The following is a 25,746-nucleotide window of genomic DNA, read 5'->3' as shown; positions in this document are numbered from 1 at the left end:
CGCAGGGAATCCGTTTGGATTCTCGGCCCGGGGCGGGGATAGTCCGGGGGTGAGTTCTCCCCCCGACGCACCGCACCGTACGCCCGAGCCCCGCCGCAGCCGCAGCCGGCCGGAGTGGGCCGGCCGCAACTACACCCTGCTCACGGGTGCCGCGGTGGTCACCAACCTCGGCAGTCACGGCGCGCTCATCGCCTCCGCCTTCGCCGTCCTGGAAGCCGGCGGATCCGGCGGCGACGTGGGCCTGGTCGCGGCCGCCCGCACCCTGCCGCTCGTCTTCTTCCTGCTCGTCGGCGGCGCCGTCGCCGACCGGCTGCCGCGCCACCACGTGATGGTCGCCGCCAACGCCCTGAACTGCCTCTCGCAGGCCGTCTTCGCGCTGCTCGTCCTCACCGGCGACCCGCAGCTGTGGCAGATGATGCTGCTGACGGCCCTGTGCGGCACCGGTACGGCCTTCTTCAACCCCGCGGCCGAGGGCATGCTCCTCTCCACGGTCTCCGGCGAACACGCCAACCGCGCCTTCGCCCTCTTCCGCATGGCCATGAACGGCGCCGGCATCGGCGGAGCGGCCCTCGGCGGGGCGATGATCGCCGCGATGGGCCCGGGCTGGGTACTGGCCGTGGACGCGGCGGCGTTCGCGATCGCCGGGGCGCTGCGCGCCTTCCTCGACGTCAGCCGTACGCCGGACCGGGCACCCGGCGGCGGCCTGCTGGCCGACCTGCGGGAAGGCTGGGTGGAGTTCCACACCCGGCCCTGGCTGTGGAGCATCGTGCTCCAGTTCTCCGTCGTCGTCGCCGTCGTCGGCGCCGCGGAGGCGGTCTACGGTCCGCTGGTCGCCCGGGACCGGCTGGGCGGACCCGCACCCTGGGGCCTGGCCCTGGCGCTGTTCGGAGTCGGCACCATCGCCGGGGCCGTCCTGATGATGGTGTGGAAGCCGCGCCGGCTGCTGCTGGTCGGCACGCTGTGCGTGTTCCCGCTGGCGCTGCCGTCGGCGGGTCTGGCCGTACCGCTGCCGGTGTGGGGGCTGTGCACGGTGATGTTCGTCAGCGGGGCCGCGATCGAGGTCTTCGGCGTGAACTGGATGACGACGATGCACCAGGAGATCCCCGAGGAGAAGTTCTCCCGGGTCTCCGCCTACGACTGGTTCGGCTCGGTCTCGATGCTCCCGCTGGCCACGGCCCTGGCCGGGCCCGTCGAATCGGCCTTCGGCCGCACCGAGGCCCTGTGGGGCTGCGCGACCCTGGTCGTCCTGGTCACCGCTCTGGTCCTGCTGGTCCCGGACGTGCGCCGCATGACGCGCAGGCCGTCCCTCCACAAGAGCGGGGGTCCCGTCACCTCCGACACCGCCCCTGCCTCCTCGCCCGCCGCGCCCTCCCCGTCCAGTCTCACCCCAGGCTGAACGCGCCCTCCGGCGGAGCCGGCGAGGGAGCGGCGTCCGCGTCGGAGACGGGAGCCGCGCCCCTGACGAAGCGGGCCAGGCCGTCGCCGTACTCGACCCGGGCGGGAAATGCGTCGGACGCGCAGCGCCTGGCCAGTGCCCCCACGTCCAGCGGGGTGTCGGAGGCCAGCAGCACTGCGTTCCCGAAGCGCCGTCCCCTGAGCACCGAGGGCTCGGCGACGAGCGCGAGCCCGGCGAAGGCGGCGGCGAAGTTGGCCAGTTGGCTCCGCAGGAAGTCGAAGGGCGCCCCGTCCGCCAGGTTCGCCGCGTACAGCCCGCCGGGCCGCAGCACCCGTGCGGCCTCCCGCGCGTACTCCAGCGAGGTCAGCTGCGCCGGCACCCGCGAGCCGCCGAACACGTCGGCCACCACCACGTCCGCGCTCCCCGCGGGCGCGGCCTCCAGCCAGGCTCGGGCGTCGGCGGTGTGCACGGTGATCCCGGACCCCTCCGGCAGCGGCAGGTGCTCGGTGACCAGCTCCACCAGGCCGGCGTCGAACTCGACCACCGCCTGCCGGGATCCGGGCCGGGTGGCCGCGGCGTAGCGGGGCAGGGTGAGCGCGCCGCCGCCCAGGTGCAGGAGGTCCAGCGGGAGCCCCGGCTCCGCAGCGCAGTCCAGGACGTGCGCGAGGCGGCGTACGTACTCGAATTCCAGGTGCTGCGGATCGTCCAGGTCCACATAGGACTGCGGGGCGCCGTCGACGGTCAGCAGCCAGGCCCGTTCCCCGTCGACGTCCGGCATCAGCTTGGCGGTGCCCTGGCCCACGTCCCGTGTCACCGGGATCCGTTCGTCGCTCACCGCTCCATTGTCCGGCAGCCCCCGCGATACCGGAGCGGGGGCCTCAGGTCGTCCGGCCGGCGGGCCTCAGTCCGTCCCGCCCGACCAGACGGCAGCCGCCTCGGCGGTGTGCTCCGGGGCCTGCGCCAGGCCGGCGCGGGCGGCCGGGTCGCGCCGGGCCGGGTCCAGGACGTTGCGCCCGAAGGCCTTGCGGGCCGTGGCCGACGGGGTGATGAGCAGCACCCGTGCCCCCGCCTCGCGCAGCCGGGCCGCCTGCGCGGCCGGTGCGGGGACGAGCCCGGAGCCGAGCGCGATCGGGGCGATGATCACCACGCGCGCGTAGCCGGCGGCGAGGTCGGCGTTGGTGGCGGAGCGGATGCCCCCGTCGATGAAGCGGCGTCCGCCGACCGTCACCGGGGGCCACACCCCGGGCACCGCACAGCTCGCCGCGACCGCGTCGACCAGCCCGCTGCCGCTCTCGCGGTCGAAGGTCTTGAGATCGCCGCTGAGCGCGTCGACCGCGGTGACCACGAGCCGCCGCTCGGGCCACTCGTGGGAGACCAGCCGGGCCGCCAGCACCTTGCGGCGTTCCGCCTCGGGGCCGGTGTCCGCGGCCAGGGCCATCGCTCCCACCCGGCGGCGGTAGGCGGCCGCGTCGCGGCGCGAGCGCGCCATCGCCAGCGCGTAGCGGGCGATGACGCCCGCGCCCAGCTTCGCGGCGGTCTCCCCGGCGGCATCGCCGAGCTGGCGCTCGTACAGCTCCTGCGCGCTGAACCGTCCCGAGGTGAGCTGGGCGCCGACCACCGAGCCGGCCGAGGTGCCGACGACCAGGTCCGCGGTGGTGAGGTCCACGCCTGCGCGGGCGAGCCCGTAGAGGATCCCGCACTCCCAGCCGACACCGGTCAGTCCGCCGCCGCCGAGCACCAGTGCCGTGTCGCCGCCCATGTCCGCCCGCCCCCTTCGCTCACGCCTGTGGTGACGGCAGTCTGGCGCAGCCGTCCTGCCGTCACCACAGGGGGGTCCCGATCGGGAGGGTCAGCCCAGGACGGCCGTCACCGTCCCGGCGCCGACGGTCCGGCCGCCCTCACGGATCGCGAAGCCGAGGCCCGCCTCCAGCGGGACGTCCCGTCCGAGCTCGACGGTCATCGTGACCGTCTCACCGGGCCGGGCGACGCCCGCGAGCCCCAGGTCCACGTCCCCCACCACGTCGGCGGTGCGGATGTAGAACTGCGGCCGGTAACCGCTGGCGACCGGCGTCGTACGGCCGCCCTCGCGCCCGGAGAGCACGTACACCTGCGCGCTGAAGCGGCGCTTGGGCGTCACGCTGCCGGGGGCGGCCACCACGTGCCCGCGGCGCACGCCGTCGCGCGGCACGCCGCGCAGCAGCAGCGCGACGTTGTCGCCGGCCTCGGCGGACTCCATCGGCTTGCCGAAGGTCTCCAGGCCGGTGACGACCGTCTCCAGCGGCTCGCCGTCGCCGCCCAGGACGGCGATGCGGTCGCCGAGGCGTACGCTGCCGCGCTCGACGGCGCCGGTGACGACCGTCCCGCGCCCGGTGATGGTGAGCACGTTCTCCACGGGCAGCAGGAACGGCGCCCCGGTGTACCGCACCGGTGTCGGCACGTAGGTGTCCACCGCGTCCAGCAGGGCCTCGATCGCGCCGGTCCACCTGGGGTCGCCCTCCAGCGCCCCGAGCCCGGAGACCCGTACGACGGGCGCGCCGTCACCGCCGTAGCCGTGCGCGGTGAGCAGTTCGCGGACCTCCAGCTCGACCAGGTCGGTCAGCTCGGGGTCCCCGGCGTCGGCCTTGTTGAGCGCGACCACGATGTGGTCGACGCCGACCTGGCGGGCGAGGAGCACGTGCTCGGCGGTCTGTGGCATGACCCCGTCGAGCGCGGAGACGACGAGGATCGCGCCGTCGAGCTGCGCGGCCCCCGTGACCATGTTCTTGATGTAGTCCGCGTGACCGGGCATGTCGACGTGGGCGTAGTGGCGGGTGTCCGTCTCGTACTCGACGTGCGTGAGGTTGATGGTGATGCCCCGGCGGGCCTCCTCGGGGGCCCGGTCGATGCGGTCGAAGGGCACGAAGGAGGCGCCGCCGCGCTCGGCGAGGACCTTGGTGATGGCGGCGGTGAGGGTGGTCTTGCCGTGGTCGACGTGACCCATGGTGCCGATGTTGAGGTGCGGCTTGGTCCGCACGAAGGCCGTCTTGGCCATGATCTCTTCCCGTTGCTCGAAGCGTGGACGGGACCCCTGAACCGAGCCGACCCTCCCCCTGCGGGGTCCGCCGGACGATCCGGGAAGGGTCAGCTTCGTGCGCCGTCGAATGCGGCGAAGGCGGGTGCGCCCGCGAATTCGGCAGCCTTCGGCGCGTCCGCGACTGCGGACGGCGCTGCGGGGAAGGCGTACCGGGACATGTCCTCGATCCTGCCGGACCGTCCCGCGTCCGTCGAATGAATTACCGGGCGAACCGGCGGGCGCTCAGAGGTTCTTGAGTGCTTCGCGCACGGACAGCGGGGAGAGGGTGGCGCGTTCGGCGTCGACGAAGGCGCGCACCGCGTCGGGGTCCGTCTTGGCGTATTCGCGCAGGGCCCAGCCGATGGCCTTGCGGAGGAAGAAGTCCGGGTGCCCGGCCCGGCGCCGGCAGTGGGCGAAGAGCCGGTCGGTGTCGGTGGCGTCCTTGTAGCGGAGTTGGTGGAGGAGGGCGGCGCGGGCGAGCCACAGGTCCTCGCTGCCGATCCATTCGTCCATCACGGGGGCGAGGGCGGGGTCGGCGGCCACCAGCGGGCCGACGGTGTGCGCGGCGAGCAGGTCGACGGTGTCCCACCAGGGGACGGTGGTGATCAGGTGCCGGACGACCGGCAGGAGTCCGGATGAGCAGCGGTCGACGTGGCGGCGCAGGTAGTCCACCGCGAAGTAGTGGTACTCCCGCTCGGGAAGCCGCCAGCAGCGCAGCGCGAGCGCCGCGACGTCCGCCTCCGAAGGCCTCCGGGTGTTCTTCGTCACTGTCTTCGACAGTTCCCGGCGCAGCGGCGTGGGGATGCCGAGGAAGGGGGCGACGTGCTTCATGTACGCGGCCATCGCCTCGGCCCGCCCGGGGTCGGCCGCGGCCGCGTACGTACCCGTCAGTCGCTCCAGGAGGGTGTCCGCGAGGGCGCTGCGGGGAACCCTGGGGGGCCGTCCGCCGTTCGACAGCATGAGGCCCAGATTACGGCGCGATGTCGCACAGCTGGGCTAGTCTCCCGGGATGTCCCTCCTCCTCGCGCCGTGGACCCGGCTGGCGCTGCTCGTCGTGCTGCTCGCCGCGGCCGGCGTGTGCGTGCTGGTCTACGAACCCCAGCGGATCCTCTCGGAGGGTTGGCCCCCCGGCCTCCCGGTGGGCGCGGCCGTCCTGTCGTTCGCAGCCGTGTACGGCGTGTGCTCGGCGGCGTTCGTGCCGCGTCCCCTGCTGAACCTGGCCGCGGGAGCCGTCTTCGGCACGCAGTTCGGCCTCGTAGCGGCGGTCGGGGGCACCGTGCTGGGCGCCGGCATCGCCTTCGGGCTCGGCCGGGTCATGGGCCAGGAGGCTTTGCGTCCGTTCCTGCGCGGGCGCTGGCTGGAAGCGGCCGACGGGCAGCTCAGCCGGCACGGCTTCCGCTCGATGCTGGCGGTGCGGCTCTTCCCCGGGGTGCCCTTCGTGGTGGCCAACTACTGCGCGGCGGTGTCCCGCTGCGGCTGGACGCCCTTCCTGCTCGCGACGGCGCTCGGCGTGGTCCCGAACACCACGGCCTACGTGATCGCGGGTGCCAGCGCCTCCTCCCCCGGATCCCCCGCCTTCCTCATCTCCTTCGGCTTCATCGTGGTCTCCGTGGTGGGCGCGGGAGTCGTCGGCTGGCGCAAAAGGCACCGTCTGGCACCCCCTCGAACCGGCGGTCCGGCGTATGAACTGACGTCCCAGCACCCCCCTGTGGTCAGTGGCGCTTCGCACGGGCCCTAGCATCGGGGGCGAACTGCCCGACGATCACAAGGACGAGCGCACCCCGACATGAGCTGGTTCGAATCCCTAATCCTCGGTCTCGTCCAGGGGCTTACGGAGTTCCTCCCGATCTCCTCCAGCGCCCACCTGCGGCTGACCGCGGCATTCGCCGGCTGGCACGACCCAGGAGCGGCCTTCACGGCCATCACCCAGATCGGCACCGAGGCCGCCGTTCTGATCTACTTCCGCAAGGACATCGCGCGGATCGTCTCCACCTGGTTCCGTTCCCTGTACACGAAGGCCCTGCGCTCCGAACAGGACGCCAAGATGGGCTGGCTGGTGATCGTCGGCTCACTCCCGATCGGCATCCTCGGCCTCGTGTTCAAGGACGCGATCGTCGGACCGGCCCGCGACCTGCGGCTGACGGCCACCACCCTCATCGTGATGGGCATCGTGCTGGGCGTCGCCGACCGGCTGGCCGCCCGCGACGAGGAGGGCGGCCGGCACCGGGCGATCCGCGAGCGCAAGACGCTCCAGCAGCTGGGCGTCAAGGACGGTCTGATCTTCGGCTTCTGCCAGGCGATGGCCCTGATCCCGGGTGTCTCGCGCTCCGGCGCGACGATTTCCGGCGGTCTGCTGCTGGGCTTCACCCGCGAGGCGGCGGCCCGGTACTCCTTCCTCCTGGCCATCCCGGCCGTGCTGGCCTCGGGCGCCTTCGAGATCAAGGACGTGATCGAGGAGCCGGGCCACATCTCCTGGGGTCCGACGGTCTTCGCGACGGTCATCGCCTTCTTCGTCGGCTACGCCGTGATCGCGTGGTTCATGAAGTTCATCACCACCAAGAGCTTCATGCCCTTCGTGATCTACCGCATCGCGCTCGGCATCCTGCTGTTCGTGCTGATCGGCACGGACGTGCTGAGCCCCCACGCCGGCGAGTCCGGCTCGTAGCGGGGCCCCGCACCACCACTTCGCGTGAATCGGAGGCCGACCGGGAACGTTCCCGGTCGGCCTCCGCGTCGTTGTTCACGAAGAGACCGAAAGGCAAGAAGCAGGGGGTGTCCCATGGGTCGAGTGGTGCTGGAGCGTTTTCCGGCCGGAAGTCCGCGGGGGAGCTGGCCCGCCGAGGAGTATGCGGCGCAGCGGATGCGCGAGGGCGTGCCGGCCGAGGTGGTCATGGATCTGGCGAGCGACGCGTTCCTCGTCGTGGTCCGGCAGCGGGAGGCGCGTTCCGGTCACTGACGGGCCGCGCGGAGATCCGGTCGGCGCACGACCCTTGGCCTCGCGCCCGCGCAGCCCCACACTGACCCGATGACTCAGCGTGTGGATCTCGCGACGGTGATGGACCGGCTGGCGATCGACGACGTGGTCACGGGCTACGCGGTGGCCGTGGACGACGGCGACTGGGCGGCCTACCGGGCCCTGTTCGTCGCCGGCGGGCGGGCCGACTACAGCTCGGCGGGCGGGATCGAGGGGCCGGTGGCGCGGGTCGCGGACTGGCTCGCGGAGACCATGCGGCTCTTCCCCGTGCGCCAGCACCTGATCGTCAACCGGCTGATCCGGCTGGAGGACGCCGGCGGCTCGCCCGGCGACAGCGCCGAGGTCCGTGCCGACTTCCTCAATCCGATGCGGCTGGAGGGGCCGGAGGCCGACGGCACGGTCACCTCCCCCAACTTCGTCGCCGCCGGACGCTACACCTTCGCCCTGGCCCGCACCCGGGACGGCTGGCGGCTCACCCATGTGACCGTGCACGAGAAGTGGCGGCACACGGCCGTCTGAACCCGCTCCGCCCCGCCCCGCGGCCCGCGGGGGCCGCTCTGCCGGCCGGGCGCGGAGGGGGCGGGTCCGCCCGGCCCGAGGGGCAAGTCCGCCCGGCCGGAGGGGCAGGTCCGCCCGGCACTGCCCACACTGGAAGCGGAGGCGCCATGGTCCCGATGCACAGCGGGTGGTCGCGCCGGTGGCGGGCGCCCGCGGCGCTCGCGGCCGGCGCCCTGCCCGCGCTCGCCTTCCCCGCCCCGGCCCTCTGGTGGTTCGCCTACGTCGCCCTGGTGCCCTGGATGCTGCTGCTGAGGTCGGCCCCGACCGGCCGGCGGGCGGCCCTGGAGGGCTGGATCGGCGGCGCCGGCTACATCCTGGCCGTGCACCACTGGCTGCTGCCGAGCCTCCACGTGTTCCTGCTCCCGGTGGCCGCCCTGGTGGGCCTGCTGTGGATCCCCTGGGCCCTGCTGGTGCGGCAGCTGCTCGGCGGGCACCCCTCGGCGGGCCGGGCCGCCTGCGCGCTGGTCGTCGTACCGGCGGGATGGCTGCTGTCGGAGGTCGTCCGGTCCTGGCAGGGGCTGGGCGGGCCGTGGGGGCTGCTGGGGGCCAGCCAGTGGCAGGTGCCGACCGCGCTGCGGCTGGCTTCGGTGGGCGGGGTGTGGCTGGTCAGTCTGCTGCTGGTGGCGGTCAACTGCGCCCTGGTGCTGCTGTTCGCGGTGCCCGGGGCACGGGTCCCGGCGGTGGCCGGGCTCACGGGCTGTGCGCTGCTGACGGGCGGGGTGTGGGTGTGGGCGGCCCGGCCCGCGGAGTCGGGCGGGCTGCGGGTGGCCGTCGTACAGCCGGGGCAGGTGCCGGACGGCCCGGACAGCGCGGAGCGGCGGTTCGCCGCCGGGGAGCGGCTGACGCGTCCGCTGGCCGGGCGGGACGTGGACCTGGTGGTGTGGGGCGAGAGCAGTGTCGGCGAGGACCTGTCGGCCCGTCCGGACCTGGCCCGGCGGCTGGCCGCCCTGTCGGCCGAGGTCGGGGCGCCGCTGCTGGTGAACGTGGACGCGCGGCGGGCGGACCGGCCGGGCATCTACAAGAGCGCCGTCCTGGTCGGTCCCGCCGGCCCCACGGGTGACCGGTACGACAAGATGCGGCTGGTGCCGTTCGGTGAGTACGTACCGGCCCGCTCGCTCCTGGGATGGGCCACCTCGGTCGGCCGGGCGGCCGGCGAGGACCGCGTGCGCGGCGACTCCCCCGTGGTCATGGACCTGCCCGGGCGGCCCGACGGGCGCACCGGTGTCCGGGTGGGGCCGCTGGTCTGCTTCGAGTCGGCCTTCCCCGACATGAGCAGGCGCCTCACCCTCGACGGGGCCTCCCTGCTCGTCGCCCAGTCGGCGACCTCCACCTTCCAGGACAGCTGGGCCCCGGCCCAGCACGCGTCCCTGGCGGCCCTGCGGGCGGCCGAGAACGGCCGCCCGATGGTGCACGCCACCCTCACCGGGGTCAGCGTGGTGCACGGCCCGTCGGGCGAGCGGATCGGCCCGGCCCTGCCCACGTCGGCGCGGACCGCGCAGGTGTACGAGGTGCCGCTCGCCCGGGGCTCGACCCTCTTCGTCCGCTTCGGTGCCTGGCCGGTGGCCGCGGCCCTCGCCGCACTGGCCGCCTACTGCGCGGTGGTGGGTGCGCGGTCGCTCAGAAGGCCTGCTCCAGAGCCGAGTTCACCACCGTCTCGCACAGCTCGTGGGTGAGCAGCGCGTCGCGCGCGCTGAGGGTCCGGCCCGCCGCGACCGCCTCCAGGAAGTGGTCCACGACCTGTTCGATCCCGCGCTGGCGGGCGACGGACACCCAGTCCCCGCGGCGGCGCACGGTGGGCTGGCCCTTGTGGTCGATGACCTCGGCGAGGTTGACCACCTGCCGCTTGGTGTCCGTGCCGGAGACCTCCAGGACCTCCTCGTTGGAGCCGGAGAGGCGGTTCATGATGCCGAGCGCGCTGAATCCGGGGCCGGAGAGGTGCAGCACCACCTGGTGCATGAGCCCGTCGCGCACCACGGCGCGGACGTCCGTGCGGTCGGCCTCGCCGGGCAGCAGGAAGCGCAGGGTGTCGACGACGTGGATGAAGTCGTCGAGCACCAGAGTGCGCGGGTCCTCGGGCAGGCCGACCCGGTTCTTCTGCATGACGATCAGGTCGCGCGGATGGTCGGCGCACTGCGCGTAACCGGGCGCGTAGCGGCGGTTGAAGCCGACGGCGAGGGAGACCTCGCGCTTCTCGGCCAGTTCCACCAGCCGCCGTGACGCGGCGAACTCGTAGGCGAGCGGCTTGTCCACGTAGGTGGGTACGCCGGCTTCCAGCAGGTGCGTGAGGATCTCGGGGTGGGCTCCGGTCGGGGCGTGCACGAAGGCCGCGTCCAGGTCCTGGGCGAGCAGGGCGTCGAGATCGGTGTGCCGCCGCGCCGCCGGGACGTGGTGGGCGTCGCCGACCCGCTGCAGGGTGGCGGGGGTGCGCGTCTGCAGGTGCAGTTCGACGTCCGCGCGGGCGGTGAGGACGGGCAGGTACGCCTTCTGCGCGATGTCGCCGAGTCCGATGCAGCCGACCTTCACCGGGGCCTCCAAGTTCGGTCCTTGTGGGATCTTGGCAGCTTAATCCCTGGTGACCGGGGCCCGGTTCGCCGAGGATGATCCTCATGACCACCAGTTCAGGATCACACCGCGACGAACCCTCCACCACCGCCGACGAGCGGGAGATGCTGGACGGCTGGCTCGACTACCACCGTGCCACGCTCCTGTGGAAGTGCGAGGGACTGCAGGACGAAGAGCTGCGCAGGACCCCGCTCGCCCCTTCCGAGTTGAGTCTCCTGGGCCTCGTACGGCACATGGCGGAGGTGGAGCGGTACTGGTTCCGGCAGATCATGCTGGGCGAGGACGTGCCCGACCTGTTCGTCACGGACGAGGACCGGGACGGCGACTTCCACTTCACCGGGGCGGCCACCTGGGCCGAGGCCGAGCAGGCGTGGCGGACGGAGGTCGAACGGGCCCGGCGGGCCGCCGCGGGCCGATCGCTGGACCTGGTGTCGAAGGCGGAGAGCCACCACCGCGGCGAGGTGTTCAGCCTGCGCTGGGTCTACACGCACATGATCGAGGAGTACGCGCGCCACAACGGCCACGCGGACCTGCTGCGCGAGCAGATAGACGGCGCCACCGGCGAATGAGCCGAGGGGGCCCGGGGGGCGTCCCGCGATCCGCCGGTCACCCCGCCGCCCTTCACCCGTGCGGGGTGAATATGGGCTCCCGGTTTTCACAACGGGGTCCTCACACAGCAGAGTTGCGCGGGTGCATCCAACGCGAACCACGACAAAGCTGCTGCTCGGAGTCGCCTGCGCCGTTTCGGCGGTCTCCGGCTGTGTCAATGTGAGCCCCGGACCCGTGCAGCCCGCGGCGGCCCCCGCCGCCGGGGTCCCGCCCCGGCACGATCCGCGCGGCGGGCCCGGGACCTCCCCCGTGGCCGTCCGGGCACCCGCCCTGGAGGCGCTGGAGGCCGTGGAGGCGGCCCCGGAGCAGGCCGCGCGGCCGGCGGCCGCGGCCCCGGCCCGACGGGCCGCCGACAGCACCGCCCGGAGCGCCCCGGGCGGGCCCGTACCGGACGCTCCGCCGGTCCCCGACATCCCGGAGCCCCGGCGGGCCGCCGATCCCGCCCCGGGGCGTCCTGACGGCCCCCGGCGGCACGACCGGCCCGATGCCGAGGCGGAGCGTGAGCTGGTGCGGAAGCTGCCGGTGCGGCCGGCCGACGTCTGCGCGCTGGGCCGGCGCCACGGCCGCTGGCACCCCGACAGCCCCGAAGCCCGGATCTGCGCGGGCGTCCACGGCGGCTGAGGCGCGTCCTACGACTGTTCCGGAAAGGGCCGCGGCCGGGCGCCCGGTTCCGTGGCGAGGCGGCGCTCCAGCCGCGCGATGGCGGCCCGTACGCCGTTGCCGTAGCCGTCGTCGGCCAGTGCCCCGGAGGCCGCCCGGGCCCGCGCCAGGTGGACCCGGGCGGCCTCCGGCCGCTGGAGCTTCAGGTAGTCGGCGGCCAGGCTGAGGTGCAGGGAGGGGTAGAAGACGCGCATCGCGGGGCGCGGCTCCCGCAGCGCCGGCCGCCCGTTGCCGGGCCCGTCGTCCCCGGTCCCGGGCCCTTCGCGCAGGGCGTCGGCGGCGGTCAGGGCCCGCAGGTCCCAGGCCAGCTCGTCGGCGGGGTCGTCCTGGGCGTCGGCCATGTAGTGGGCGAGGGTGCACCGGTGCAGGGAGTCCCCATCCTCGCCGATGTCCTGCCAGATCTCGCCGAGCCGGTTGCGGGCCTCCTCGCGGTCGCCGGCGTGCAGCAGGATGACCGCCTGGCCGATCCTCGTCATGACGGCGTCCTCCGACGCCTCCTGCTGCTCGGTCACGGCGCCTCCGGCTTGCTCCGCCGGACCTGTTCCGGTCCGGTCGTCACGAAGCTAGCCGGAGGTACCGGTGAAGGCGCCGAGGCGCGGTGGGACGTCAGCCGAGGTCCGGGATCCGCCAGTCGATCGGCTCATGCCCCTGGGCGGCGATGGCCTCGTTGATCTGCGTGAAGGGCCGGGATCCGAAGAACTTCTTGGCCGACAGCGGCGAGGGGTGCGCGCCCTTGACGATCACGTGCCGCTCCTCGTCGATGAGCGGGATCTTCTTCTGGGCGTAGGCGCCCCACAGGACGAACACGGCCGGGTCGGGACGCTCGGACACCGCGCGGATCACTGCGTCGGTGAACTTCTCCCAGCCCTTGCCCTTGTGCGAGTTCGGCTCGGCCTCGCGGACGGTGAGCACCGCGTTGAGCAGCAGGACGCCCTGCTGGGCCCACGGCATCAGATACCCGTTGTCCGGGACCTCCAGGCCGAGCTCCTCCTTCATCTCCTTGTAGATGTTGCGCAGCGAGGGCGGGGTCTTGACCCCGGGCTGCACGGAGAAGCACAGGCCGTGGCCCTGGCCGGCGCCGTGGTAGGGGTCCTGGCCGAGGACGAGGACCTTGACCTGGTCGAAGGGCGTGGCGTCCAGGGCGGCGAAGACCTGCTCGCGGGGCGGGTAGACCGGCCCGTTTGCCCGCTCCTTCTCGACGAACTCGGTGAGTTCCCTGAAGTAGGGCTGGTCCAGCTCCCCGCCGAGGACGGGGAGCCAGGACTCGGGCAGCATCTGGGTCACGGCGACAACCTCCGGTACAAGTTCGTGCAACTGCTCAGAACCTACCGGGGCCCACTGACAACGCGTCGGCCGCCCGGGACGATCGCCCGGGCGGGGCCGCGGCTACCAGCTGGTCTTGCGGTACAGCTCCCACATCTGCATGGCGGTCTGCGGGTCGAGGGCCCGCTCGGCGCCTGCGATGTCCTCGCGTGCGGCGACGTACAGCTTGCCCTGCCACAGGGGCAGCAGCCGGACGTCCTCGGCGAAGATCTGCTGGGCCTTCTCGAACTGCTGGACCCCGCTGGAGCGGTCTCCGTCGCGGCGGGACTTGGGGAGCAGGTCGGTCAGGATCTCGTTCTGCTCGTACGGGGTGCCGACAGCGTTCTCCTTGCCGACGAACGGCGCGATGAAGTTGTCGGGGTCCGGGAAGTCGGGGAACCAGCCTCGGCCGAAGACCGGGTACTCCTGGCTCTTGTAGCCCTCCTGGAAGGCCTTCCAGGGCTGGCTGCGCAGGGTGATGTTGAACAGGCCGCTCTCGTCCAGCTGGCGCTTGATCTCGGTGAACTCCTCGGCGGTGGAGGAGCCGTACCGGTCGGTGGTGTACCAGAAGGTCAGGTCGACCTGCTGGTTGATGCCGGCCTCCTTGAGGATCTTCTTGGCCTTGCCGACGTCCGCGGCGCCGTACTTGTCGTAGAACGGCGTCTTGTGGCCGACGACGCCCTTGGGGACCATCGAGTACAGCGGCTCGGCGGTGCCCTGGTAGACCTTGGAGACGAGCGTGCCGCGGTCGATGACCTGGGCGATGGCCTGGCGGACCGCGAGCTTGTTGACCGCCGGGTCCTTCGGGTTGAAGACCAGGTAGCGGATCTCGGCGCCGACGTTCTCGACGACCTGGACGCCCAGCGCGTGCGCGGCGGGGCTCTGCAGGTCGGTGATCTGCGGGGCCGACAGGCCTCGGTAGGTGGCGTCCAGCTCCTTGGCCTTCAGGGCCGCGACCATCTTCTCGGAGTCCGCGAAGTAGCGGATCGTGACGGCCTTGTTCTGGCGGTTCGCGAAACCGGTGTAGCCCTTGTTCTCGGAGAGGACGGCCTCGCCGCCCTCCTTGTACGAGTCCAGCACGTAGGGGCCGGAGCCGGTGATCTTGCCGTCCTCGCGCACCTTGTCCGCGGGGTAGTCCTTGGGCGCGACCAGCGAGGCGGCCGGGGAGCCGAGGACGTACGGGAAGGTGGCGTCCGAGGTCTTCAGGTGGAAGACCACCGTCAGGGCGTCCGGGGTCTCGATCTTGTCGAGGCTGCCGAAGAGGTCCTTCGGGCCGACCTTGGAGCCGATCGTCCGGATCCGGTCGAGGGAGTGCTTGACGGCCTTGGCGTCGAGGGGCTCGCCGTTGGAGAACTTCAGGCCCTTGCGCAGGGTGCACCGGTACGCCTGGCTCGCGCCGTCCGTGAACTCGCAGTTCTGGGCGGCGTCCGGCTGGGGCTTGGTGGAGCCCGTGGGGAAGGCCAGGAGGGTCTGGTAGACGTTCCGGTACAGCTCCCAGGAGCCGTCCCACGCCGCGGCGGGGTCGAGGGTGCTCGGCGCGCTCGTGGTCCCGACGACGATCCGCTTCGCTTCGTCGCCGTCGTCATCCGACAGCAGGCCGCATCCGGCGAGCAGGGATATGGACGCAAGGGCCGCAGTGATCTGCAGGCATCTGGTCCGGTTGAACACGTGCACGCTCCTCGATCAGCCAGGGGTGCGGCAGACCCTACCGCAGTGCCCCACGAATCCAATGGGTTGGTTTCGTGAGGCACTTGACCGGTTCCGTGCACATTCGATACGCATTTACCTCCCTTTCGGAGGCAAATATGTCCGATTATCGGTCAGTGCACCCCGGCATTGAGGAACATCCCACCGTCGACGACCAGAGTTTGCCCAGTGATCCATTCCGCTTGTGCAGATGTAAGAAACGCCGCGGCCCCGCCGATGTCCTCCGGGAGCCCGAGCCGGCCGAGCGGATAGGCCGTCGCGGCCTCCTGCTCCCGGCCCTCGTAGAGCGCCTGGGCGAACTTCGTCTTGACCACCGCCGGGGCGATCGCGTTGACGCGGACCCCGGGCGCCATCTCGTGGGCGAGCTGGAGGGTGAGGTTGACCATGGCGGCCTTGCTCATCCCGTACGCGCCGATGAAGGGCGAGGCGGAGACGCCGGCGATCGAGGCGATGTTCACGATCGCGCCGCCGTTCTCCTTCTGCCAGGCGTGCCAGGTGCGCTGGGCGAAGCCGAGCGCCGAGATCACATTGGTCTCGAAGACCTTCCGCGCGACCCCGAGGTCCAGGTCCGCGATCGGACCGAAGACCGGGTTGGTGCCGGCGTTGTTCACCAGGAAGTCGACGCGGCCGAAGGCCTCCATCGTGCGCTCGACGGCGAGGGCCTGGTGGGCCTCGTCGTGCGCCTTCCCGGCCACCCCGATCACCCGGTCCGCCCCGAGGCGCTCCACAGCCTCCTTGAGGGCCTCCTCGTTGCGCCCGGTGATGCAGAGCCGGTCGCCCCGGGCGACCAGTGCCTCGGCGATGCCGTAGCCGATGCCCCGGCTCGCCCCGGTGATCAGCGCGACCTTGCCGCTGTCGGTACCGCTGTACGTCATGACGTACGCCCTGCCTCTCGTCGTCGCGTCAGTTGAGGGGGCCGCCGGCCACGTACATGACCTGGCCGGAGACGAAGCCGGCGGCCTCGCCGGTGAAGAACGCGATGGCGTTGGCGATGTCGTCCGGACGGCCGACGCGCTGGACGGGGATCTGGGTGGCCGCGGCGGCCTGGAAGTCCTCGAAGCCCATGCCGACGCGGGCGGCCGTCTGGGCGGTCATCTCGGTGACGATGAAGCCGGGGGCGACGGCGTTGGCGGTGACGCCGAACTTGCCGAGCTCGATGGCCAGGGTCTTGGTGAAGCCCTGCAGACCGGCCTTGGCCGCCGAGTAGTTGACCTGACCGCGGTTGCCGAGCGCCGAGCTGCTGGAGAGGTTCACGATGCGGCCGAACTTGGCCTCCACCATGTACTTCTGACAGGCCTTCGACATCAGGAAGGCGCCGCGCAGGTGCACGTTCATGACCGTGTCCCAGTCGGTCTCGCTCATCTTGAAGAGCAGATTGTCGCGCAGCACACCGGCGTTGTTGACCAGGATGGTGGGGGCGCCGAGTTCGGCGGCGACGCGCTCGACGGCCGCCTCCACCTGGGCGCCGTCCGAGACGTCGCAACCGACCGCCAGGGCCCGGCCGCCGGCCGCCGTGATGGCCTCCACGGTGTCCTTGCAGGCCGCCTCGTCGAGGTCGAGTACGGCGACGGCGCGGCCCTCGGCGGCCAGGCGTACGGCGGTGGCCGCGCCGATGCCCCGGGCCGCCCCGGTCACGATCGCGACGCGCTGCTCGGTGGTGGACATGCTGGTTCTCCTCGCCCTAGAGAGGCGGCCGCCCAGAGGTGAGCAACCGCTTAGTAGCTTCAGCTGAGGAGACGCTAGGAGCCCTGGCACCCCGTGTCAACGCCGACCGGCCCGCGCCCGGCGGCCGGCGGTCAGCGCACCAGCAGGTCCAGCAGCCGCTCCACCTCCGCCGCGGGGTCGGCCGTCAGGCCGGTGTGCACCGGCCCCGGCTGCACCACCGTGCTGCGCGGGGCGATCAGCCAGCGGAACCGGCGCCCCGCGTCGTCACCCGCCGCCTGCCCCGCCGCTTCGCCGCCGCTGCACACGCCCTCGACCCCGCGCAGCGCGGCCCGTACGCCGGCCACGTCGGCCGCCGGGTCCAGCGCGAGGAGCTTGGCCTCGTCGAGGTGGGTGCGCGCGGCGACGTAGGAATGCGCCCGGCAGTAGACGATCACGCCTGCGTTGAAACACTCGCCGCGTTCCATCCGGGGCACCACGCGCACCAGCGCGTACTCGAACACGTCCCGCTCGGTCACTCGTCGCCGCTCTTCTTCTTGTGGGTCTTGTGGGGCCATTCCGGCAGGTGGTCGGTGAGCCAGCCGGGAGGGCCGGCCGGTGCCTTCACCTCGGCCTCCAGCGAGATCCTCTCGTGGATCGTGGCCGCGCGCGGCAGCAACGCCTCCACGTAGGCCCGGCGCAGCGCGTCGGTGGTGTCGAATCCCGGCTCGTCGACCAGCCACTCGTCCGGGACCTCCGCGGTGACCTCGGTGAGCAGTTCCTCGGTGACCAGGGGCGCGAGCAGGGCGGCCGCGCCCTCGATGTCCGGGCCCACGGGGGCGAGTACGTGGTCGGAGGCGTTGTACGGCTTGGCGGCGGCGGCCCGCGCGGTGGGCCAGTTGTGGTGCCAGATCATGGTGGCGCCGTGGTCGATGAGCCACAGGTCCCCGTGCCAGACCAGCATGTTCGGGTTGCGCCACGACCGGTCGACGTTGTTGATCAGGGCGTCGAACCAGATCACGCGCCCCGCCTCGGCCGGGTCCACCCGGTACGCGAGCGGGTCGAAGCCGATGGAGCCCGGCAGGTAGTCCATGCCGAGGTTGAGGCCGCCGCTGGCCTTGAGCAGCTCCTGGACCTCCTGGTCGGGCTCGGCGAGCCCGATCACGGGGTCGAGCTGCATCTGCACCAGCGTGGGGACCCTCAGCCCCAGCCGCTGGGCCAGGCGGCCGCAGATGACCTCGGCGACCAGGGTCTTGCGGCCCTGGCCGGCTCCGGTGAACTTCATGACGTAGGTACCGAGGTCGTCGGCCTCGACGATTCCCGGGAGCGAGCCGCCCTCACGCAGGGGCGTCACATAGCGGGTCGCGATCACTTCTGTGAGCATTTTCCCAGGCTATAGGGCAAGCAACGTGCACGATCGAAGGATTTTCGCGCCGTCACGCGGGCGGCGCGCCCGCCTGCGTCGAGGAGGCCTGGGCCACCGGGATGCGCTGGGTGAAGAACAGCGCGATGAGCGCGGCGAAGGACAGGACGGACAGGGCCGCCCGCAACCCGTCCAGCCTCGCCTCCGCGTTCGCCCCCAGTGCGGCCTCGGTCACCTCCGGGCTGACGCCCGCTTCGGCGAGCGAGCTCTCCAGCTGGGCGTCCGACAGGAAGGGCGCGCCGCTCGCGAGCTGCACGGTCGCCTGGCTCTTGACGGTGCTCGGAACGTCCGGGTTCGCCTGGACGCTCGTCAGGAAGGAGGACGTGAGCGCCGCGATCATGATCGATCCGGCGAGTGCGGTGCCGATGGAGGAGCCGAGGTTGGTGACGGCGTTCTGGACGCCGCCGACCTCCGCGGACTGCGCCTGCGGCACCGCCGACACGGTGACCGCTCCGAGCTGGGACGCCAGCGCGCCCATCCCGAGCCCGATCAGCAGCAGGGGGACGGTGACCACCTCCGCCCCGGCGTCGGCGTCGAGCGCCGCCATGAGGATCACCGCGCCCACCAGCAGGGCCAGGGTCCCGAGCCGGACCACACGGCGCGGCGACACCTCGGGGAGGTACCGCGGGATCAGGACGGCGGCGGCCAGCAGGGTGACCGACAGGGGCAGCAGCCGGGCGCCGGTGGCCAGTGCCGACAGTCCGAGGGCCACCGACAGGTAGAGCGGGACGACGAAGAAGACGCCCATCATCACGAGGTACTGGAAGAAGAACATGGTCAGCCCGCCGGTGAGCTGCTTGTTCTCCAGCATGGCCGGGTCGACGAGGGGTTCTCGGCGCTGCCTGACGAGACGGTGCTCCCAGCGGAGGAAGAGCCAGACGAGGAAGATCCCGAGCAGCATCAGCCAGACGGTCAGGGAGACCCCGAACCAGGCGGGGCCGCCCGTCTTCGGCCTGAACCAGCCCCACTCGTCGGAGCGGAGCACGCCGTAGACGAAGATCCCGAGCCCGAGCGCCGACAGGACGGCGCCGACGAGGTCGATGCGCGGGCGTTCCTCGCTCACGGCGTCCGCGATGGGGCGGGCGAGCAGGAGGATGCCGGCCACGACCAGCACCTCGCCGGCGAAGACCCACCGCCAGGAGAAGTAGGTCGTGGCGATGCCGCCGATGAGGGGCCCGAGTGCGATGGCGATGGCGCCGGCGGCCGCGACGAGACCGTAGGCGGCGGGGCGGCGTTCGACGGGGAAGTTGCCGGCGACGAGTGCGACGATCGCGGGCAGGATGAGCGCCGCCCCCACTCCCTCCAGGAAGGACCAGCCGATCAGCAGCACCGTGAGGTTGGGTGCCAGCGAGGTGACGAGGGAGCCGCAGCCGTAGATGACGCAGCCGATGAGGAAGGCGCGCTTGCGGCCGATCAGCACCCCGACCTTGCCGCCGGGGATCATGAGCATGGCCATCACTAGGGTGTAGGCGGTGATGGCGCCCTGGATCCCGGTGACGGTCGTACCGATGTCGTCGGCGACCGTGGCGATGGAGACGTTCATGACGGAGCTGTCGAGCGCCATCAGGAACTGGCCCGCCGCGAGTGTCATCAGAACGAGTCGCGCCTTGGCCGGGTTCCCGGTCGCCGTCCCTGCCCTGGATGCCATGCATGCATGTTTCCAGCCGCCGGCCGGACAGGCCGGACGACCCGCCCGGAAGTCAGCCGGACGGACAGTCGGTCACCGGGTCGTCGTGGACGAGGGCGCAGACCATCTGTGCGCCGCGCCCGCCCTCGGGGTAGGCGGAGCGGAGTTCGTCCTCGAACGACTTCCACTGGCGGGCGATCTCCGCCGTCGCCCCCGCGGTGGCCCGGCGGAAGTTGTCGTCCGTCTTCGCGCGGGCGGACGCGGGTGTGTCCTTGTTCAGGTCGCGGTTGTGGGCGACACGGCCGTGGCAGCTCGCGGGTTTGACTCCGGTGGAGTCGAAGTCCGGGTAGCAGCCGGTCGCCAGGTCCTCGGGGACGAGGGCGCGGACCTCCCGGGTCCAGTCGGCGTCCTCCATCGCGCTGTAGCGGCGGATGTCGAAGAACGGGGCGACCTCGCTGCGGTCCAGCCCCGGCGGGTTGGCGATCCCGAGCGCGCCGGGAGCCGCCCGGTCGGCCCAGTTGGAGTGCGAGTAGAAGTCCTCCAGCGGGTGCCAGCCGCGGCCGAGCTGTTCGAGGACGGCGCACTTGGCCGGTCCGGGCCGCTCGTCCCAGGTGCAGGGCGTGGACAGGTCGGTCTGGTCCGCGCGCACGCGGCCGTGGGCGTCGACGAGGCCGTCGGCCGCCCGTACGGCCTTGCGGAAACGCGCCACGGACGTACCGACGCAGGCGACGAGCTCGGTGCTGGCCTCGTCCCGGGTGCGGGGGTAGTCGCGGGCGTGGCGCGGCGCCAGGTAGTCGGCGTTGTCGCAGTGCAGGGGTCCGAGGTCGAAGTACGGGCGCTTGTCGTCGGCGTTGACCGCCCCGTCGCGGGCGTCGGCCATGGCGGTCAGGGTGGCGGGCTCCCAGGGCAGCGCGCGCCGGGTGATGTCCTCGTGGTTGTCCCCCGTGAACGCGGCCGCCCGGCCGCCCGGCAGGGCGACGAGAGCGGTGACGGCGGTGAGTGCGGCCGCCAGCAGGGCCACCGGTGCGGGGCTCGGTCTCTTCACGGAAGGGCCCCCTAGGTCGGACGGGCTGTTTCCATGCTGCGCAGCACGCCCCGCCCCCGCATCCCCGTGGGCGCCCGGGCCCGCCGCGGGCCCGGGCGGCAGGCCCGGAGGCCGCCGGCGCACCCCTTCGGCCGGTGTCCCTGCGCAACGCGCCCGCCGCGTACGGTGACCGCTGCGCGCCCTCGCGCGCCCGGCGGTCGGCAGACCTAGAGTTGAGGGCGAGGCGGCGTGCCGGGACTCGGGGCGGCCGCTCCCTTGGCCCCAGTCCCCGCGCCAGGCGCGACAACACCCCAGGAGGACATGCGACATGTCCACTGCATCTGAAACCCCGGTTCTGGACACCCTCGCCGCCATGACGGGCGATTCGCTCGAGCGTTGCGGGATGGACCCGAACATGTTGCTCCTGATCCGGATCGCGGCCCTCGCCGCCTCGGACGCTCCCCCGATCTCCTACGTCGCGCACATCGACCCCGCGCTCAAGGCCGGTCTGACGGCCGAGCAGTTGCAGGACGTCCTGGTCGCCATCGCCCCCATCGTCGGCACCGCCCGCGTCATGACGGCCGCCGGCAACATCACCCGGGCGCTCGGCGTGGCCATCGCCGTCGCCGAGGCCGAGGCCCAGGCCGAGATGGACGCCATGGGCTGACAGGCGGGGCCGCCGCCCCCAGGCACCCCGGGACCCGGCCCGGCAGCCGTTCCCGTGGTGCGGGCGGCGTGCGCACGACCGCGGGCGGTCGGGCGGTCGGGCGCGCAGCGGACCGGTCGGACCAGGCGGTCGGCGAGGCAGTCAGCCAGTCAGTCAGTGCGGCAGTCAGTCAGTGCGGCAGTCAGTCAGGAGGGCCTCATGTCCCGGAGTGCGATCACAGCGATGCGCGCGGTGCCCGGGGCCACGCCCGAGGAGCGCGCGGCCATCGGCAAGGAGGCCCGCGGCCGTTGCCCCCGGTCGGGGCACGCCGTGTACCAGCCCTCCCCCGAGCGGCCGGACCCGTTGGCGATCCTGGAGGCGCAGTCCGCGACGCGGGTACCCGACCTGGTCCCGATCCGCTACGCGCGGATGACGGAATCTCCGTTCCGCTTCTACCGCGGAGCCGCCGCGATCATGGCGTCCGACCTCGCCGGCAGCCCCGACTCGGGGATCGCGGTACAGCTCTGCGGTGACGCGCACCTGCTGAACTTCCGCCTGCTGGCCTCGCCGGAGCGCCGGCTCATGTTCGACATCAACGACTTCGACGAGACGCTGCCCGGACCCTGGGAGTGGGACGTCAAACGGCTGTCCGCGAGTCTCGTCATCGCCGCCCGGGCGAACGGCTTCGACGAAGCGGAGCGCGCCCGCATCGTGAACTCCGCGGTGCGTTCGTACCGCGAGGCCATGATCGGCTTCGCCGGGATGGGCAATCTCGACGTCTGGTACGCGAAGATCGACGCGGAGGGCCTGGAGGCCCTCGTCACCGAACAGCTCGACAAGCGCGGGCGCAAGAAGCTGGCCACGGCGATGGCGAAGGCCCGCTCGCGCGACAGCCTGCAGGTCTTCGACAAGCTCACCGAGGTGGTCGACGGCAGCCCGCGGATCGCGGCGGACCCCCCGCTGCTGGTGCCGCTCGGCGACCTGCTGCCGGATGACGAGCGCGACGAGCTCGTGGACCGGCTGAGCTCCCTGGTCGGCCACTACGGCCACACGCTGGAGAGCAACCGGCGCGCCCTGCTGGAGGACTACCGCCTGGTGGACGTCGCCCGCAAGGTGGTCGGCGTCGGCAGCGTCGGCACCCGGTGCTGGATCCTGCTCCTGCTCGGCAGGGACGGCCGCGACCCGCTCTTCCTCCAGGCCAAGGAGGCCGACACCTCCGTGCTCGCCGACCACGTCGGCGCCAGCCTGTACCGGAACCAGGGCGAACGCGTGGTCTCGGGACAGCGGTTGATGCAGGCGGCGAGCGACATCTTCCTCGGCTGGGAGCGGGTGGACGGCATCGACGGCAGGAAACGGGACTTCTACGTCCGCCAGTTGCGGGACTGGAAGGGCATCGCGATGCCGGAGACCATGCCACCCGCGCAGCTGGAGACCTTCGGCAACGCCTGCGGGATGACGCTGGCCCGCGCGCACGCGCGGTCCGGTGACCGGGTGGCGATCGCCGCGTACCTCGGCCGCGGCGATGTCTTCGACCGGGCGCTCGCGGAGTTCGCCGAGGCGTACGCCGACCAGAACGAACGCGATCACCAGGCCCTCGTCGACGCGGTGCGGGCGGGCCGCCTGCCCGTCCGGGAACTTCCGGCGGCCTGAGCGCGCGTCCGGACGGCGCCCCCTCCCGTGGCGCCGTCCGGGGTAGCGCCCGGTCAGAACGCGAAGACGGCGTTGCCGTTCAGGGTCGCCGCCATGGTGCAGGAGTTGGCGAACGTGTGGTCCCAGGCCACGCGGCGGCCCTCCCACACGCCGACCGCGGACACGGTGACGGGGGCGTAGTGCATCGGGCACGCCCGGTCCGGGTTCGGCTCGGACAGCAGCCGGTCGAACGCGCCGCCGGTGGACTTCAGGGCCGCGCACGCGGCCTTGGGGTCGGGGTGCGTCCCCCGTGCGCCGGGCGCGCAGCTGACCGTGGTGGCGCGGACGACGGTGGGCGCGGCCACGTCGTCCCCCTGGGCGACGCTGAAGACCATGGCCGAGGGGGCGTAGAGGCTGTCGGGCTGAGCCTGCGCGATGCCGGTGGCACCGGCCAGACAGAGGAGTGCGGCGGCGGAGACGGCGGCTGAGCGACGGTGACGCACGAGAAGACTCACTTTCGATTCGATGGTTGAACGCGATGAATACTTTGCGAATCGCGCCCTGTTGCATCGAATCCTTGCTGAGCCGAAGGGGCATTGCACATCGACGACCGATTTACGGACACCCTGTTCGCATACCGGTGCCCGAATGGTCGTTCGGGCAGCTCAGACAGGGTGCGACCGGTCCGTCACTGCGAGCGATCACCGCACGGCCGACGCGGCGACGTGCGACGTTGCGGACGCCGCACCGCCCCTGGGCGCCGCCGGTTCACCGGACGGCTACCCAGCTTGTCCGGATGTGTGCGCTGCGGTCAGCTCGCGCGGCCCCACTCGTCGAGCAGCGCCTCGGTCGTGGTGACGGCCGCCACCAGCGCGAGCGAGTTTCGGATCACCTCGCCGGTGCAGGAGGCGGGCACCCCGGCGATGGCGTCGGCCGGGACGACGACCTGGTAGCCCAGGTTCACGGCGTCGAAGACCGTGTTCGGGATCGCGATGTTGGAGGAGACCCCGGTGACGACGAGGGTCCGGATCCCGAGGTTGCGCAGCAGTGCGTCGAGGTCGGTGCCGGCCATGGGCGACAGCCCGTGCAGTCGGCGCACGACGAGGTCCCGGTCGGCCACGGTGATGGGCGCGGCCACCTCCACCGCGCGACTCCCGGTCAGCTGCCGCACGGGCAGTTTCCCGGCGGCCCGGAAGAGCCGTGCGTTGCTGTTGGCCCCGAGCCCGTCCGGCCGCCGCTCGGCGACCGCGTGCAGCACCTGTACGCCGGCCCCGCGCGCCGCGTCGACCAGCGCGGCCACCCGTTCCAGCATCCCGGAGTCCCGCGCCTCCTTGGCGAGTTCGGGCAGCGCGGACTCCTCGCCCACGACGCCGTTCTGGCACTCGACGGTGAGCAGCGCGGTGGTGGCGGGATCGAGATCCGGCATGACTCCCCCTGGCGTGGCGTCGGAAGAGCCTTCATGATTCCTGACACACAGTCAGATGTGAAGGGGTGCGGGACCGATGGACGAGACTCAGCGGCGGGGGCGCCGCATCATGATGAGCGGGGCGGAAGTGGACGCGTTCCTGCGCGAACAGCGGACCTGCCGGGTGGCGACGGTCTCGCCGGACGGGCGCCCGCACGTGGGCGCCCTGTGGTTCGCGTGGGACGGCACGTCGCTGTGGCTGTACTCGATCACCCGCAGCCGCCGTTGGGCGGACCTGCGCAAGGACCCGCGGATCTCGGTGGTCGTGGACGCGGGCGAGTCCTACGACGAGCTGCGCGGCGTGGAGCTGTCCGGCAGCGCGGTGTTCGTGGGAGAGGCCCCGCGCACGGGCGAGCCGTGCCCCGAACTGGCGGAGCCCGAGCGGATCTTCCCGGTCAAGAACTTCGGGATCGAGGAGATGCCGCACGACGGACGGCACGCCTGGATCCGCCTCACCCCGGACACGGTCGTCTCCTGGGACTTCCGCAAGATCTGACGGTCGCAAGATCTGACGGTCGCAGGATCCGCAGGGCGCGGGATCTGCCGGTCTACGCGTGCTGGAGCTCGGCGGCCGTCGCGCGGAGGGCGTCGACCGCGGCCCGGATGGAGGGCCGCCGGTCGGCGTCCGCGCGCCAAACGGCGTACACGTGGCGGCGCACGGCGTCACAGACGGGCAGCAGCCGCACGCCCGGCGGTACCGGCCCGCGTCCCAGCTTCGGCGCGACGCAGACCCCGAGCCCGGCCTCCACGAAGGCGAGCTGGGTGTGGTGCTCCTCGGCGATGTGCGCGATGCGCGGCTCGACGCCCGTACCGCGCAGGGTGAAGACCAGCCACTCGTGACAGAACTGGCCCTCGTTCCAGGAGATCCACTCGTCGTCCCCGAACTCGGCGAGGGAGATCGTGTCGCGGTCCGCCAGCCGGTGCCCGGCCGGGACCGCGATGTCGACGGAGTCGTCCAGCAGGTGCGTGCGGGTGAGCTCCGCGGGCACCGGCATCCGCTTGTTGTGCCAGTCGATCGCCAGCGCCATGTCCAGGTCGCCGCGCACGACGGCCGCCATGCTCTCCTCCGGTTCCTGCTCGCGCACCCGGACCCGCAGGTCCGGATGGCCGGTGCGCAGCGCGGACAGGGCCCGGGGCAGCAGCCCGCGCATCGCGGTCGGGAAGGCGCCGATGCGCAGCTCGCCGACGGCGCACCCGCGCTGGGCCTCGACATCGGCCTGGGCCTGCTCGACCTGGGAGATGATCCGGGCCGCGTGGTCGGCGAGCAGCCGCCCGGCGTCGGTGAGTCGGACGCCGCGGCCGTTGCGGGCGAGCAGCGGCTGGCCGACCTCGCGTTCCAGCTTGGCCATCTGCTGGGACACGGCGGAGGTGGTGACGTGGAGTCCGTCGGCCGCCCCGCTGACCGAGCCGTGGCGGGCGAGGGCGTCGAGGGTGCGCAGGCGCTCCAGGTTCAACATGTAAGCAATGCTAC

Annotated in this window: 28 protein-coding genes; 11 read left to right on the top strand and 17 right to left on the bottom strand. The window is 72.5% G+C overall.

Annotated elements, in window-relative coordinates; translation table 11 throughout:
• Nucleotides 1-49 precede the first annotated feature (49 nt).
• Nucleotides 50-1,396 carry an MFS transporter gene (locus IG86_RS0114390; RefSeq protein WP_030820498.1) on the top strand — a complete coding sequence of 449 codons (1,347 nt, stop codon included), beginning with the start codon at nt 50-52 and terminating at the stop codon, nt 1,394-1,396.
• Here the strand turns inward: IG86_RS0114390 and IG86_RS0114385 are convergent.
• The 4 genes from IG86_RS0114385 to IG86_RS0114370 all read right to left on the bottom strand — a co-directional run bounded on the left by IG86_RS0114385 (nt 1,383) and on the right by IG86_RS0114370 (nt 5,408).
• Complete coding sequence (locus IG86_RS0114385; protein WP_173429182.1) at nt 1,383-2,174, bottom strand: spermidine synthase; 792 nt, start codon at nt 2,172-2,174, stop codon at nt 1,383-1,385. The genes IG86_RS0114390 and IG86_RS0114385 overlap by 14 nt on opposite strands.
• Before the next feature lie 123 nt (nt 2,175-2,297).
• A complete protein-coding gene (locus tag IG86_RS0114380; RefSeq protein ID WP_030820496.1) occupies nt 2,298-3,155 on the bottom strand; it encodes a patatin-like phospholipase family protein in 858 nt (285 codons plus the stop codon).
• A gap of 90 nt (nt 3,156-3,245) precedes the next feature.
• Nucleotides 3,246-4,427: an elongation factor Tu gene (gene tuf, locus IG86_RS0114375; RefSeq protein ID WP_030820494.1), complete on the bottom strand. Its 1,182-nt coding sequence runs from the start codon at nt 4,425-4,427 to the stop codon at nt 3,246-3,248.
• A 264-nt stretch (nt 4,428-4,691) separates the two neighbouring features.
• On the bottom strand, nt 4,692-5,408 hold the full coding sequence (locus IG86_RS0114370; protein ID WP_030820492.1) for a DNA alkylation repair protein: 717 nt from the start codon (nt 5,406-5,408) through the stop codon (nt 4,692-4,694).
• Nucleotides 5,409-5,457: 49 nt separating this feature from the next.
• On the opposite strand from IG86_RS0114370, the gene IG86_RS0114365 reads away from it, so the two are divergent.
• From IG86_RS0114365 to lnt, 5 genes are all read left to right on the top strand, one after another.
• Nucleotides 5,458-6,186 carry a TVP38/TMEM64 family protein gene (locus tag IG86_RS0114365; protein WP_030658348.1) on the top strand — a complete coding sequence of 243 codons (729 nt, stop codon included), beginning with the start codon at nt 5,458-5,460 and terminating at the stop codon, nt 6,184-6,186.
• A gap of 48 nt (nt 6,187-6,234) precedes the next feature.
• Nucleotides 6,235-7,113: an undecaprenyl-diphosphate phosphatase gene (locus IG86_RS0114360; protein ID WP_030820489.1), complete on the top strand. Its 879-nt coding sequence runs from the start codon at nt 6,235-6,237 to the stop codon at nt 7,111-7,113.
• 114 nt (nt 7,114-7,227) lie between these two features.
• On the top strand, nt 7,228-7,404 hold the full coding sequence (locus tag IG86_RS42260) for a hypothetical protein (protein ID WP_106967693.1): 177 nt from the start codon (nt 7,228-7,230) through the stop codon (nt 7,402-7,404).
• Nucleotides 7,405-7,473: 69 nt separating this feature from the next.
• On the top strand, nt 7,474-7,941 hold the full coding sequence (locus IG86_RS0114350) for a nuclear transport factor 2 family protein (RefSeq protein WP_030820486.1): 468 nt from the start codon (nt 7,474-7,476) through the stop codon (nt 7,939-7,941).
• Between the two features lie 146 nt (nt 7,942-8,087).
• Complete coding sequence (gene lnt, locus IG86_RS0114345; RefSeq protein ID WP_030897090.1) at nt 8,088-9,653, top strand: apolipoprotein N-acyltransferase; 1,566 nt, start codon at nt 8,088-8,090, stop codon at nt 9,651-9,653.
• On the opposite strand, the gene IG86_RS0114340 is transcribed toward lnt, so the two are convergent.
• Nucleotides 9,598-10,503 (bottom strand): Gfo/Idh/MocA family protein, encoded by a 906-nt coding sequence (locus tag IG86_RS0114340; protein WP_030897088.1) that lies wholly within the window; start codon nt 10,501-10,503, stop codon nt 9,598-9,600. The genes lnt and IG86_RS0114340 overlap by 56 nt on opposite strands.
• Before the next feature lie 83 nt (nt 10,504-10,586).
• Here IG86_RS0114340 and IG86_RS0114335 point away from each other — a divergent pair, with 83 nt between their 5' ends.
• Together IG86_RS0114335 and IG86_RS0114330 are read left to right on the top strand one after the other, a co-directional pair.
• Nucleotides 10,587-11,111: a DinB family protein gene (locus IG86_RS0114335; RefSeq protein ID WP_030820480.1), complete on the top strand. Its 525-nt coding sequence runs from the start codon at nt 10,587-10,589 to the stop codon at nt 11,109-11,111.
• Nucleotides 11,112-11,232: 121 nt separating this feature from the next.
• Nucleotides 11,233-11,772, top strand: a complete 540-nt coding sequence (locus IG86_RS0114330; protein ID WP_037942461.1) for a hypothetical protein — start codon at nt 11,233-11,235, stop codon at nt 11,770-11,772.
• Between the two features lie 8 nt (nt 11,773-11,780).
• On the opposite strand, the gene IG86_RS0114325 is transcribed toward IG86_RS0114330, so the two are convergent.
• The 9 genes from IG86_RS0114325 to IG86_RS0114285 form a co-directional block, all read right to left on the bottom strand.
• Nucleotides 11,781-12,323, bottom strand: coding sequence for a hypothetical protein (locus IG86_RS0114325; RefSeq protein ID WP_037847985.1), 543 nt, complete (start codon nt 12,321-12,323; stop codon nt 11,781-11,783).
• Nucleotides 12,324-12,417: 94 nt separating this feature from the next.
• Nucleotides 12,418-13,086 (bottom strand): uracil-DNA glycosylase, encoded by a 669-nt coding sequence (locus IG86_RS0114320; RefSeq protein ID WP_030658333.1) that lies wholly within the window; start codon nt 13,084-13,086, stop codon nt 12,418-12,420.
• Between the two features lie 111 nt (nt 13,087-13,197).
• Nucleotides 13,198-14,781, bottom strand: coding sequence for an ABC transporter substrate-binding protein (locus IG86_RS0114315; protein ID WP_030820474.1), 1,584 nt, complete (start codon nt 14,779-14,781; stop codon nt 13,198-13,200).
• A gap of 152 nt (nt 14,782-14,933) precedes the next feature.
• Nucleotides 14,934-15,695, bottom strand: coding sequence for an SDR family oxidoreductase (locus IG86_RS0114310; RefSeq protein ID WP_030820473.1), 762 nt, complete (start codon nt 15,693-15,695; stop codon nt 14,934-14,936).
• A 28-nt stretch (nt 15,696-15,723) separates the two neighbouring features.
• Entirely contained in the window at nt 15,724-16,485 is a 762-nt protein-coding gene (gene fabG / locus IG86_RS0114305; protein WP_030820472.1) for a 3-oxoacyl-ACP reductase FabG, read from the bottom strand.
• Between the two features lie 131 nt (nt 16,486-16,616).
• Nucleotides 16,617-17,000, bottom strand: a complete 384-nt coding sequence (locus IG86_RS0114300; protein ID WP_030820471.1) for a DUF3037 domain-containing protein — start codon at nt 16,998-17,000, stop codon at nt 16,617-16,619.
• The gene (locus tag IG86_RS0114295) at nt 16,997-17,845 is read right to left on the bottom strand and encodes a HipA family kinase (protein WP_030820470.1); all 849 of its coding nucleotides are present in this window, start codon (nt 17,843-17,845) and stop codon (nt 16,997-16,999) included. Before IG86_RS0114295 ends, IG86_RS0114300 begins: the two co-directional genes overlap by 4 nt.
• Nucleotides 17,846-17,897: 52 nt before the next feature.
• Nucleotides 17,898-19,532 carry an MFS transporter gene (locus IG86_RS0114290; protein WP_030897083.1) on the bottom strand — a complete coding sequence of 545 codons (1,635 nt, stop codon included), beginning with the start codon at nt 19,530-19,532 and terminating at the stop codon, nt 17,898-17,900.
• 52 nt (nt 19,533-19,584) lie between these two features.
• Nucleotides 19,585-20,556: a hypothetical protein gene (locus tag IG86_RS0114285; protein WP_157854823.1), complete on the bottom strand. Its 972-nt coding sequence runs from the start codon at nt 20,554-20,556 to the stop codon at nt 19,585-19,587.
• A 307-nt stretch (nt 20,557-20,863) separates the two neighbouring features.
• Between IG86_RS0114285 and IG86_RS0114280 the strand changes: the two genes are divergently transcribed.
• Nucleotides 20,864-21,202: a carboxymuconolactone decarboxylase family protein gene (locus tag IG86_RS0114280; protein ID WP_030820467.1), complete on the top strand. Its 339-nt coding sequence runs from the start codon at nt 20,864-20,866 to the stop codon at nt 21,200-21,202.
• Nucleotides 21,203-21,400: 198 nt separating this feature from the next.
• Nucleotides 21,401-22,831, top strand: coding sequence for a DUF2252 domain-containing protein (locus IG86_RS0114275; protein ID WP_030820466.1), 1,431 nt, complete (start codon nt 21,401-21,403; stop codon nt 22,829-22,831).
• A 53-nt stretch (nt 22,832-22,884) separates the two neighbouring features.
• Here the strand turns inward: IG86_RS0114275 and IG86_RS0114270 are convergent, their stop codons facing one another.
• Nucleotides 22,885-23,313 carry a subtilase-type protease inhibitor gene (locus tag IG86_RS0114270; protein ID WP_030820464.1) on the bottom strand — a complete coding sequence of 143 codons (429 nt, stop codon included), beginning with the start codon at nt 23,311-23,313 and terminating at the stop codon, nt 22,885-22,887.
• Between the two features lie 308 nt (nt 23,314-23,621).
• Complete coding sequence (locus IG86_RS0114265) at nt 23,622-24,236, bottom strand: cysteine hydrolase family protein (RefSeq protein WP_045937010.1); 615 nt, start codon at nt 24,234-24,236, stop codon at nt 23,622-23,624.
• Between the two features lie 76 nt (nt 24,237-24,312).
• Here IG86_RS0114265 and IG86_RS0114260 point away from each other — a divergent pair, with 76 nt between their 5' ends.
• Nucleotides 24,313-24,771: a pyridoxamine 5'-phosphate oxidase family protein gene (locus tag IG86_RS0114260; protein ID WP_030658305.1), complete on the top strand. Its 459-nt coding sequence runs from the start codon at nt 24,313-24,315 to the stop codon at nt 24,769-24,771.
• Nucleotides 24,772-24,823: 52 nt separating this feature from the next.
• On the opposite strand, the gene IG86_RS0114255 is transcribed toward IG86_RS0114260, so the two are convergent.
• Nucleotides 24,824-25,732 carry a LysR family transcriptional regulator gene (locus IG86_RS0114255; protein WP_030897078.1) on the bottom strand — a complete coding sequence of 303 codons (909 nt, stop codon included), beginning with the start codon at nt 25,730-25,732 and terminating at the stop codon, nt 24,824-24,826.
• Between the last annotated feature and the right edge of the window lie 14 nt (nt 25,733-25,746).

This window comes from Streptomyces virginiae (assembly GCF_000720455.1).
In the GTDB taxonomy this organism is placed as follows: domain Bacteria; phylum Actinomycetota; class Actinomycetes; order Streptomycetales; family Streptomycetaceae; genus Streptomyces; species Streptomyces virginiae.
This window is presented reverse-complemented; position numbering and strand designations above follow the sequence as displayed.